This is a genomic window from Rhodoblastus sp. (genome assembly GCF_052145335.1).
GTDB lineage: Bacteria > Pseudomonadota > Alphaproteobacteria > Rhizobiales > Beijerinckiaceae > Rhodoblastus.
On the sequence record NZ_JBKQOU010000322.1, the window covers coordinates 26,663 to 35,359 of the forward strand.

Consider the following 8,697-nt stretch of genomic DNA (forward strand, 5'->3'; position numbering starts at 1 on the left):
GATGGCGAAAGTGGTTACGGCCAAGAAAGCCTGCGCGGTCAATCCGCTGAAAATGAGCCAGCCGATCGGCGGCGCCCTGGCCTTCATGGGCCTGCGCGGCTGCATGCCGCTTCTGCATGGCTCGCAGGGCTGCACTTCGTTCGGCCTGGTGCTTTTCGTCCGTCATTTCAAGGAAGCCATCCCGTTGCAGACCACGGCCATGAGCGAGGTGGCGACGGTGCTCGGCGGCTATGAAAATGTCGAGCAGGCGGTGCTCAACATTATCAAGCGCACCAAGCCGGAAATCATCGGCATCTGTTCGACCGGCGTCACCGAAACCAAGGGCGACGACGTCGACGGCTACATAAAACTGATCCGCCAGAACCATCCAGAACTGGCGGATTTTCCGATGGTCTATGTCTCGACGCCCGATTTCAAGGACGCCTTTCAGGACGGCTGGGGAAAAACCGTGACGCGCCTGGTCGAGGAACTCGTCAAGGGGCCGGTCAATCCCGCCCGCCGTGACCCTTCGCGGGTCAATGTGCTGCCGGGGTGCCATCTGACGCCCGGCGATATCGAGGAATTACGTGACATTTTTGAGGATTTCGGGCTGGAGCCGACTTTTCTGCCAGATCTCGGCGGTTCGCTCGACGGCCATATTCCCGACGATTTTACCCCGACCACCATTGGCGGCGTCAGCGTCGACGAGGTTTCCGTCATGGGCCAGGCCGGCTGGACCATCGCCATCGGCGCGCAGATGCGCGCCGCCGCGGAGGCTTTGCAGAAAAAGGCCGGCGTACCCTATCGCCTGTTCGAGCGGCTGTGTGGCCTTGGTCCCAACGACGAATTCATCTCCTTTTTGAGCGAGATCAGCGGACGCGTGGCGCCGCTGAAATATCGCCGGCAGCGCGGGCAACTGGTCGACGCCATGCTCGACGGCCATTTTCATATCGGCGGGCGCAAACTGGCGATCGGCGCGGAGCCGGACCTGCTCTACGACGTCGGCTCCTTCCTGCATGAAATGGGCGCTCATATCGAGGGCGCGGTGACGACGACGCAATCGCCGGTGCTGGAAAAGCTGGCGGCTTCAGACGTGCTGATCGGGGATCTCGAAGACCTCGAGACTCTGGCGCGCGAAAAAGGCTGCGACCTGCTGGTGACGCATTCGCACGGCCGCCAGGCGGCGGAGCGGCTGAAGATTCCGTTCCATCGCCTGGGCATTCCGATGTTCGATCGTCTCGGCGCGGGACACAAATTGTCGGTCGGCTATCGCGGCGCGCGCGAGCTGATTTTCGCGATCGCCAATCAACTCATCGCCGACCGCGAGGAGAGCCATCAGGTGACGCCCGACACTTGGAACGATTCTCGGCGGGAATCTGGCGCCGCGATTGCAACGCCACAGACACACTGAAAAGAGTTTGGAGAGGGCAGGCCGATGAAAGTCGCATTTGCTACACAGGACTTGAAGCGGGTCGATGCGCATTTCGGCTGGGCGAAAAACATCGCCATCTACGAGCTGGATGAGAACGGCCATAGCTTTATCGAGGCCGTGAGTTTTGACGGCGACCTTCAGGAAGACGGCAACGAGGACAAGCTCGGGCCGAAGATCGAGGCGGTCAAGGACTGCGCCATTCTCTATGTGGCGGCGATCGGCGGCTCCGGCGCGGCGCGCGTGGTCGCGCAAAACATTCACCCGATGAAAGTCACGCAGCCGGAAGCGATCGAGGATCTCCTCGACAAGTTGCAGGCCGTGCTGAAAACCAATCCGCCGCCCTTCCTGCGCAAGGCCATGGGCAAGGGCAAGGAACGCGTTTTCAATTTCGAGGATTGATGCTTCCCGACGCGCTAGCTGCGGGACGCATCCAGGCGCGAATGCGACCAAAGCCCATCGAAAGACGGGCGCTCCCCAAGTCGCCCTAATGGCTGATGCGAGGGATTCGTTGATTGCGACGTGTCGTGGTCAATAGAAATGAATGAGGAAAACATGACTGAAGCAGCTGAAGCCGCCGTCGCCGACGAAGCCAATGTCTTCGCCGAATCTGAATTTCTGAAAGAGCTGGTCAAGGTCTGGCGGGCCCAGGATTCGCACGGGCACTGGGACGGCAAGACCGACGCCAAGGTCATTGGCGAATATATTGTCACCAAGGAACAGCGGAAGTCCTTGCCGATCATCGCCGATCCCGATCCGGACACTTTGTGGCGGCTGGAGCTGTTCTACAACGCCGTCGCCCTTTCCATCGAACGCGTCACCAAGATCATGGTCACGCCGATGATGAAAATGAGCCATGAAGGCTTTGGCCGCATCGTGCTGATCGGCGGCCGCCTCATCGTCGTGAACAAGCAGTTGCGCGACGTCCATCGTTTCGGTTTCGAGAATTTCGCCAAGCTTGCCGCTGAGGGCGACAAGTTCGTCCAGCAGGGCGTCGAAATGATCGAGAAGTTCCCGGAAGCGGCGAATTACTGAGATTTGGATCGCGCCGTTGAAAGCGGCGCGATCGGCAAAATGAACTGAGGCTTGATTATGAGCGATGTCGATACGTTGAAAGCCGAAATCAAGAAACTTTCGGCGCGCGCCATGCAGGCGAAAATGGACCTGCACGACCTGTCGGAAGAACTGCCGATCGGCTGGGACACCATTCTCGAGGTCGCGGAGAAAGCGCATAAAGCCTTCGCCCAACTCGAAGCCAAACGCGAACAATTGAAAACCGCGGAAGCGGCCTGAAGGAAAGGCGATTGAAATGGCGAATGCGCGCGACGGCCGCGAATGGCAGCCGGAATATCTGGTGGCGATCGACCCGGCCAAATGCATCGGCTGCGGCCGCTGCTACAAGGTCTGCGGCCGCGAAGTGATGACCCTCAAGGGCATCAATGAAGACGGCGATATAGTCGATCTCGATGACGACGAAGACGACGAAATCGAAAAGAAGGTGATGGTGATGGCCGACACCGGCGCCTGCGTCGGTTGCGGCGCCTGCGCCCGCGTCTGTCCGGCCAATTGCCAGACGCACGAAGCCCTGGCCGCCTGATGACCGCCGATCGGGCCTATCGCTGGCTGATGACCGCCTCGCGGCGGCAGGCTGGCGATGGCTTCGATCTGCATGTCTGCGCCAGCGTCCTCGCCGTGGCCATCGCCCAGGCGGAGGAGGACGGCGCGTCGCTCGCCGCCACGTCCGGACTGGATGCGGCGTCGCTCGGCGCTTTCGTCGCCGAGCTGTTTCCGGACGCCGCATCGGAGCTCACCGAAATGGCGGGAGCGGCGAAGCCGGAGACGGGACCGGAAGAACAATCGGTCGTCGATATATTGCTGATGTATGCGTCGGGCCGCCTCGATTTCGTGCGGCCCCTGGCGATCCTGATCGCCCGGCGCTGCCAGGAGCCGCGCCATTTGTGGCAGGACCTGGGCCTGCGCGACCGCTCTGAGCTTTCGCAATTGATGCAGCGGCATTTTCCTCGACTGAAGGCGCGCAATTCCGGCGATATGAAATGGAAGAAATTCCTCTATCGCCTGGTCTGCGGCTCGGAAGGTTTTGTGCTCTGCCCGGCGCCTGTGTGTTCGGACTGCGACGATTTCGCCTCCTGTTTCGGAGCCGAAGAAGGCGTCGCGCAATTATCCCACGCCTATCGCGAAGAGCGGGCCTGAAAAAGCCCGCAAACAGCGGGCTCCTCGAGGGGATTGGCTCCAGCGGCAGGGAAATTACTCGATCCCCAACTCCGCCTCGCGCCTGTTTGCAGCGCTGCGGAATCTTTCCTCGATGGCTTTCGGGTTGGCAAAATACTCTTTGTGCCCCACGTCGAGCGCCGCCTGGGCGATCTTTGCCTCTTCCGCGGTCAGCGTCACGCGGCCGGCCATAAAGGCGGCGTCGGGCGCGGCCTTGAGGATCGCGGCGCGATTGGGATGATCCGTGACCGAGGTCAATTCCATGGCTTCGAGTTTGCCGCCGAGCGTGACAGCCGGGCCGACAACTTCCACCTTGCGTCCGTCTTGCGTCGTTTTCACCAGAGTGGCCATTTTTTCCTCAACTCCTTGCGAGTTGGCGACGGCTCACGCCGCCGCCTGTTTCTTGCACCCCGATCAGGGAACCTGCGGCAAAGAATAGCCGGGTCGCGGATGCGCATTGTAGTAATCGGGACGTTCCGGCCAATCGCCGTCCGCCAGGATTTTGAACGACGCGACTTTCACTGGAGCGCCGGGCGAGCACGACACTTCTCCGAGCTTGATCTCGCGCACGCCGGGGCCGACCGAGAAATCGGCGACGACAGTTCCGTCGGCCTTGCAGGCGCGGGCGAAGCCGGGCGTCCCGGTGTGGGCGGCGGGGACCGGATGGGCGGCGAAGGCAGGCGTCTCGAATTCGCCGTCTTCCGCGCCGAAAGCCGGCGTGGCGAAGGTGAAGGCGACCAGTACGGCGCTGCGGTCGACCGGCAGATTGGCGTTGATCGGGCGGGCGACCGAATAGAAGGTCAAGGTTCCGCCGTCGAGCAGCGCCTTGATTTCGTCCTTGGTCATACCAGCAAAAGCGGAAGCGACATTCATACCCATCTCCTTGTGAAATTCCTGTTCCGCGTGCCGCATCAAATTTTGTGCCAGACGGCGCCTCCTCGGCGGGCGCCGCTCGACATTCTTGTCGCGTTGGCGCCGCAAAGCGGTTTTCGCCGTCGCTAATGCGACCCAATTGTCGAGAATTTTTGGCGCGGCGCCCAAATCATGCGCGATTCTTGCAGGGGCCTGTCGTGAAATGGTCGGAGACGGGCAATGATTGAGACGGCGATAGTCGGGGGAGGCCTGTGCGGGCTGGCGATTGCGGCGCATTTGCGCCGGCGCGGCGAGACATTCGAATTGTACGAAGCGCGCCAAAGGCTCGGCGGACGCATATTGACCGTCGATTGCAAGACCTCCGGCCTCGCCATCGATCTTGGCGCCTCCTGGTTCTGGCCCGACACCCAGCCGCTTCTCACGGCGCTGCTCACGGATTTGGGCCTGGACTCCTATCCGCAACATGACGAGGGGACCGCCTTGCGGCTCGCGGAGGCCGACAGGAAGCCGGAGAAAATCGACGTTGCCGGCGGCGTGCATGGCGGCGCCCGGAAAATCGCCGGCGGCGCGCAAAAAACCATCGACGCATTGCGAAGCCAATTGCCGGAGGAGCGAATTCATCGCGGCGCGGCGCTGACCGGGCTGCGCGACGGCGGCGGCGACCATGTCGTGTTGCATTTCCTTCAGGACGGCAAGCCGCTGGTCGTGGAAGCGCGCCGCGTCGTGCTGGCCTTGCCGCCGCGCCTCGCCGAGGAGCGGATCGCCTTCGAACCGCCTCTGGATGAGCCGATGCGCCAGGCGATGCGTGACGCCCCGACCTGGATGGCGGCGATGGCCAAGGCCGTCGCGACCTATGAAAAGCCGGTCTGGCGCGAGGCGGGACAATCCGGCAACGCCTTTGTCAGCCATGAACAGGCGGTGTTCGACGAGATTTTCGACGCCTGCGACGCCGACGGGCGCGCGGGCGCTCTCGGCGGCTTCCTCGCCCTAGGCCCGGAGTTGCGGCAATCTTTTCAGGTCGGCTTGCCCCTGTTGATGCAAAGCCAGATGGAACAGGTTTTCGGCGACGCCCTCGTCGAACGGGAAAGCCATTTCCAGGATTGGGCGACCGAGGAAGCGACCTGCAGCGCCCTCGACCGCGAAAACGGTCGTGAGGAGCACAAGAGCGCCGCCCACCCGGTGCTGCGGCGCGCTTTGTGGGCGGGAAAGCTGCACCTCGCCGGGTCCGAGACGGCGGCGCGGCAGGCCGGCTATATGGAAGGCGCGCTGGAGGCGGCGCGGCGCGTCTCGCGCGACATTTTGCGCCAGTCGCAGGGCGACGCGGAGGAGGCTGCGGCTGTGAACGAGGACATCAACCTTGCCAGCCTGCGCCGCTTCGAAGCCTGGGTCGACGGGCAGGGCGACGCGGCTTTCGACGAATACCGTCGTCGCCTAAACGCCAGTCTGGCGGCGCAGAACAAGACGCAATTGACGCAAATGGCCATGCTGGCGACGGCGGAAGAGATTTTCGCCCGGGCGCTGGAAAAGCTGGAGGCTTTGCCGTTCGATCTCGGCGGCGTCGCGGTGGAGCAGGGGCGTTGCGCGTTGACGCCGCTGGCGCAAAAGCCGTTCGGCGATTTCCTGCGCCAGTTCCACGACGATGTCGTCGCCTTCAACCGGACGTCCTGCGCCCTGTCGAATTTTCCCGACGAACATCATTTGGCCAAAGAATACCAGCAGGCCATTTTCCGCGATCTCGCCGCCGCCTGGACCGAGTTTTCACTCAGCGCCAATCGCTTGCTGCTCGCCAAGGGCGAAAGCCGCGCTCGCGCCGCATCATGACTACGACCATGTTATTTTGTGAATCCGGAAAGCCAGAAAGAGAGAGCTGACTAATGTCCGACGCCGCTTATGTGATCTGCGCCCTGACCGACATTCCGAGCCGCAAGGCCGCGGGCTTCCAGCTGGCCGTGGTGGGAGACGATGGCGAACCCAAGCCTTTTCCCATCGTGGTGGTGCGCTGGGGCCAGCAGGTGTTCGGCTATCTCAACAGCTGCCCGCATCACGGGACCAATCTCGATTGGGAGCGCGAGCAGTTTCTCGATCCCAACGGCCTGCGCCTGATGTGCGGCAAGCATGGCGCGCTGTTCGAACTGGGCACCGGCCGCTGTTCTGACGGACCCTGCAAGGGCGAAAGCCTGACGCCTGTCGCCCTGGAGGTCATCGATGGCGATATTTGCGTGACGGGCGTGACGCTGGTCGAAGACGATGAGGAATGCACCGAAGCCGACCAGCTGTAACGCAGTTTTTCTAAAACCGTCCGGCGTCAGACCGGGCGGTTCGCGTTGCGGTTCTTGGCCGGCTCGGCGCGCGACAGCGCGTCTTCGATCGACAGGACCTCATAGGTCTCCTTGGCTTCGGTCGCCTTTTCGAGGATGAGATCGACCTTTCCGCCACCGTCGAGCTTCTTGAAATCGTTCTTGTCGAGCCCGGCATAGTCGCTGAGCTCTTTCCAGACCGTTGTTTCGTCGCAAGCCAAAACGGTCAAGGTCACGCCATCGACGGTGATCGTATATTTGGCCAGCAGGTCGACGTTGTTGACGAAGAGGAAATAGGCGCCGTCCGGGCTCAGTAGCGGCAGTACAATTTGCTTGAATTCCTCGAAATGGGCGAAATCGTGGAGGTAGCCGGCGAGCTTCTCGATCTTGCCGGTGCCTTCCTTGGCGATGGCGACGATCTGTTCGAGCTTGAATTCCGGCGGGCGTGCTTCGTCGGCGAGCTTGGGCTGGAATTTCAGTGCGATATCGCCGCGAAAGCCATAATAGCCCGGCTTGCCGGTCGGTCCCTTGAACACCGCGTTGAGCAGGCGGCCTTCCTTGTCCAGAGCGGCAAAGGCGGTCGTCTCGATGGAAGTCATTGTCTTTCTCCACAGTCTACAAATTCGTCGCGCGCCATCGCGCTGCTTTCCTCTATGCAAATGGTCTGCCGCTTTTTGCGCCACGCTTGTGCTGGCGCGAACAATGCTTGTCGCATCCTCAAATCTCTCTTTTTGCAAGGATGCCGACATGAGCATGAAGCTGCATATCGCGCGGCCCTATGTCGAAGCTTTGGCCGAGGCTTTCCCGGAGCTTGAGCCGCTCAAGGCGCAATTGATGTTTGGCGACAAGGTCGAGGTATCGTTCCAGGACCTGACCGAGCCGCAGGTCGACCGCTTGCAGGATCTTTATGGCGCCGCCGGGCCGCAGATGCAGAATCATCGCGCGCAATTGGCGACCTTGCGACGCGCTTTTGACGCGAACGGGACGCGTTTTGCCGCAACCGATCTCGAATCCGTGCTGCCGGCCATCGTCGCCTTCCTGATCGAGGACGCGCAGCGCGGCTGGCTGTTCTCGATGAATATCGGCGGGCGGCCCCTGCCCTATGTGGTGGCGCGGCTCGACTATACCCCGCCGTCCAATGACGAAACCGGCAAGATTTTCGTCGAATTGAAGGCCAATTCCAAGGGCGAATTGTCCAATGTGCAAGTGCGGATCAACGCCGCCGACATTGTCGGCAAGACGGTTGCGGAAATCTTCGCCGCAAAGGGGCTGTTGCGCGAGACGCCCGAACTGATCGCGGCCTATGACGCCAACGCCCAGCATTATTTCGACTGGCGGGCGCGTTACGGCGCGCAGTTTTCCGGCAACGGCCTTGGATTTTTCGCCGAGGACCCCGCTTCCTCCCATCGCAACACCGACTGGACGCGCAAGGACGCGGTCATCCTGTCGTCCGGCGGCAATCCAGCGCGGCTGGTCAACGACGAGAGCCTGCTCAGCAACCGCTCGCTGACGCTGGAGCTGACCGGCGATATTCTGGGCAATTATTTGAAGAAGGCGGCGAAGAGCAATCAATACGCGGAAGAAGACGAGGTCGCCGCACAGAAGGAGGCGATCGGCAAGGAGCTTTTCCGCCAGATCCCGGTCCATCCCTTCATCCTGATGTTCCATCTCGACCTGCACCATTATGTCTGGGTCCATGTCGAGGATGTCGAGCCTTACGTCTACCAGCCCGACCTGAAGCAGAAACTGGTGCTGCCGGAAGAGCAGACCGACCTGATCGACATTCTAACGGCCGAAATGGACGTGCTGATGGACGATATCGTCGCGGGAAAATCCGGCGGCACGACCGTGCTCTGCGCCGGACCGCCCGGCGTCGGCAAGACCCTGACG

General features: G+C 61.7%; 12 protein-coding genes. 9 read left to right on the forward strand and 3 right to left on the reverse strand.

The features are described from left to right. The first annotated feature begins 1 nt into the window (after position 1). The 6 genes from nifN (at position 2) to ACLP2E_RS19985 (ending at position 3,619) form a co-directional block, all read left to right on the forward strand. Positions 2-1,390, forward strand: a complete 1,389-nt coding sequence (gene nifN / locus ACLP2E_RS19960; protein ID WP_442466905.1) for a nitrogenase iron-molybdenum cofactor biosynthesis protein NifN — start codon at positions 2-4, stop codon at positions 1,388-1,390. Between the two features lie 24 nt (positions 1,391-1,414). Next, the gene (gene nifX, locus ACLP2E_RS19965) at positions 1,415-1,810 is read left to right on the forward strand and encodes a nitrogen fixation protein NifX (RefSeq protein ID WP_442462960.1); all 396 of its coding nucleotides are present in this window, start codon (positions 1,415-1,417) and stop codon (positions 1,808-1,810) included. Positions 1,811-1,963: 153 nt separating this feature from the next. Then, a complete protein-coding gene (locus ACLP2E_RS19970; protein ID WP_442462959.1) occupies positions 1,964-2,443 on the forward strand; it encodes a NifX-associated nitrogen fixation protein in 480 nt (159 codons plus the stop codon). Positions 2,444-2,500: 57 nt separating this feature from the next. Then, on the forward strand, positions 2,501-2,701 hold the full coding sequence (locus ACLP2E_RS19975) for a CCE_0567 family metalloprotein (RefSeq protein WP_442462958.1): 201 nt from the start codon (positions 2,501-2,503) through the stop codon (positions 2,699-2,701). Positions 2,702-2,717: 16 nt separating this feature from the next. After that, on the forward strand, positions 2,718-3,005 hold the full coding sequence (gene fdxB, locus ACLP2E_RS19980) for a ferredoxin III, nif-specific (protein ID WP_442462957.1): 288 nt from the start codon (positions 2,718-2,720) through the stop codon (positions 3,003-3,005). Continuing rightward, entirely contained in the window at positions 3,005-3,619 is a 615-nt protein-coding gene (locus ACLP2E_RS19985; RefSeq protein WP_442466906.1) for a nitrogen fixation protein NifQ, read from the forward strand. Before fdxB ends, ACLP2E_RS19985 begins: the two co-directional genes overlap by 1 nt. Before the next feature lie 54 nt (positions 3,620-3,673). Here ACLP2E_RS19985 and ACLP2E_RS19990 read toward each other — a convergent pair whose 3' ends face one another. Both ACLP2E_RS19990 and ACLP2E_RS19995 read right to left on the reverse strand, forming a co-directional pair. Further along, the gene (locus tag ACLP2E_RS19990; RefSeq protein WP_442462955.1) at positions 3,674-3,988 is read right to left on the reverse strand and encodes a hypothetical protein; all 315 of its coding nucleotides are present in this window, start codon (positions 3,986-3,988) and stop codon (positions 3,674-3,676) included. A gap of 63 nt (positions 3,989-4,051) precedes the next feature. Continuing rightward, a complete protein-coding gene (locus ACLP2E_RS19995; RefSeq protein WP_442462954.1) occupies positions 4,052-4,510 on the reverse strand; it encodes a hypothetical protein in 459 nt (152 codons plus the stop codon). Positions 4,511-4,729: 219 nt separating this feature from the next. On the opposite strand from ACLP2E_RS19995, the gene ACLP2E_RS20000 reads away from it, so the two are divergent. Both ACLP2E_RS20000 and ACLP2E_RS20005 read left to right on the forward strand, forming a co-directional pair. Next, positions 4,730-6,331, forward strand: coding sequence for a flavin monoamine oxidase family protein (locus tag ACLP2E_RS20000; protein ID WP_442466907.1), 1,602 nt, complete (start codon positions 4,730-4,732; stop codon positions 6,329-6,331). A 53-nt stretch (positions 6,332-6,384) separates the two neighbouring features. Beyond that, a complete protein-coding gene (locus ACLP2E_RS20005; protein ID WP_442462952.1) occupies positions 6,385-6,789 on the forward strand; it encodes a Rieske (2Fe-2S) protein in 405 nt (134 codons plus the stop codon). 26 nt (positions 6,790-6,815) lie between these two features. On the opposite strand, the gene ACLP2E_RS20010 is transcribed toward ACLP2E_RS20005, so the two are convergent. Then, complete coding sequence (locus tag ACLP2E_RS20010; protein ID WP_442462951.1) at positions 6,816-7,406, reverse strand: hypothetical protein; 591 nt, start codon at positions 7,404-7,406, stop codon at positions 6,816-6,818. A gap of 154 nt (positions 7,407-7,560) precedes the next feature. Here ACLP2E_RS20010 and ACLP2E_RS20015 point away from each other — a divergent pair. Further along, positions 7,561-8,697: AAA family ATPase (locus tag ACLP2E_RS20015; protein ID WP_442466908.1), on the forward strand; the 1,137-nt coding region annotated here is incomplete at its 3' end.